At 46.2% G+C, this 1359-nt stretch carries 2 protein-coding genes; both read left to right on the forward strand.

Going from position 1 to position 1359, the window contains the following annotated elements; genetic code table 11:
• Positions 1-75: 75 nt before the first annotated feature.
• Entirely contained in the window at positions 76-408 is a 333-nt protein-coding gene (locus E5329_RS29070; RefSeq protein WP_135992570.1) for a transposase, read from the forward strand.
• Between the two features lie 2 nt (positions 409-410).
• Positions 411-1316: an IS3 family transposase gene (locus tag E5329_RS29075; protein WP_135992571.1), complete on the forward strand. Its 906-nt coding sequence runs from the start codon at positions 411-413 to the stop codon at positions 1314-1316.
• Positions 1317-1359 lie beyond the last annotated feature (43 nt).

A 1359-nucleotide genomic window follows, 5' to 3' on the forward strand; every position in this document is an offset into this window, starting at 1 on the left:
TGATGTTGTATCATAATACTTGACACTTCCACTTCACGGGTTTATAAAAAAAGAAGTGAAAATGGAGGGTGTAAAATGGCACAGAAAAAAGTTTATGACGAGGAGTTCAAAATTCAGGCAGTAAAGCTTGGCAGGGAAATCGGATTCAGTAAGGCGGCAAAAGAATTGGGTATCAATACAGATACTCTTTATGGTTGGAATAAACGCGCCAAAGAAGCCAGATTGGATCTGGGACCAGGGAACCAGACTCCCAATACAGCCATGAGCCTTACGGAGGAGGTTCAAAAACTCAGGCAGCAAAACAGGGACTTAGCAAAGCAAAATGCACGTTTAAAAGAGGAAAATGAATTTCTGGCGGAGGCGAGCGCTTTTTTCGCAGCGAGCCGTCGGAAGTCAGCAAAAACTTGAGGATGAGGTTTATTGATAGAAAGACAGACGGCGGCTTGATCAAAGGGAAAATTGCGTTTTATTGTGATGCCCTTAACGTGACAAGGCAGGGATTTTACTGGTATCTGAAACACCGGGATGCTCCGTGGAAATATGAAGACCTCGCTGAAAAAATGCGATGCATTGTGGCAGAGGATGAATGTAATGGCACATACGGCCGCTGCCGGATGTGCCAGGCATTAAAGCTGAAATATCCAGATGAAGACATCCCCGGCGAAAGAACCGTCTACAGGGTCATGGAAGAAATAGGATTAAGCCACAGGCCAAAACGCAAGCCAACTGGCATTACAAAGGCTGACAGGAACGCCCGAAAATCAGATGACCTTTTAAAGCGGGATTTCACGGCAGAAAGGCCGCTGGAAAAATGCGTGACGGATATCGCTGAAATTCCTGCGCGGGATGGGAAACTCTATGTTTCTGCTATCTTTGACTGTTATGACCTTGGAGTCCTGGGGCTTGCAATGGCAGACAACAGGAAAGCGCAGCTGTGCGTATCGACAATAGAGAAAGCGCATAAGGCATTCCCATCCATCTGCGGCGCAATCATCCACAGCGACCGCGGGAGCCAGTACACGAGCGCATCTTACAGGGCAGAACTAAACCGTTATGGAATCGTGCAGAGTATGAACAGTGATGGCGGCAGATGTCATGACAATGCACGCTGTGAGGCCATGTGGGCAAGGATGAAAGAGGAACTCCTGTATGGCAGATATGATACAAAGAAAATGACGATCGAGGAACTGAAAACCCTGATATGGAGATACTTTATCATCTATTGGAACAACCGGAGGATTTGTTCAGCCAATGGCGGCCTGCCTCCAATGCTCAAAAGGAAACAGTATTATGAATCACTGGAGCAGGCATCTTAAAGATTTCGTGAAGAAAAAGTGTAAAGGGATATTGACAATATCA

The sequence above is a fragment of the Petralouisia muris genome, from assembly GCF_004793545.1.
GTDB lineage: Bacteria > Bacillota > Clostridia > Lachnospirales > Lachnospiraceae > Petralouisia > Petralouisia muris.

Coding starts and splice junctions, on each gene's coding strand:
- E5329_RS29070 (WP_135992570.1), top strand. CDS start 76: ATGGCACAGAAAAAAGTTTATGACGAGGAGTTCAAAATTCAGGCAGTA.
- E5329_RS29075 (WP_135992571.1), top strand. CDS start 411: ATGAGGTTTATTGATAGAAAGACAGACGGCGGCTTGATCAAAGGGAAA.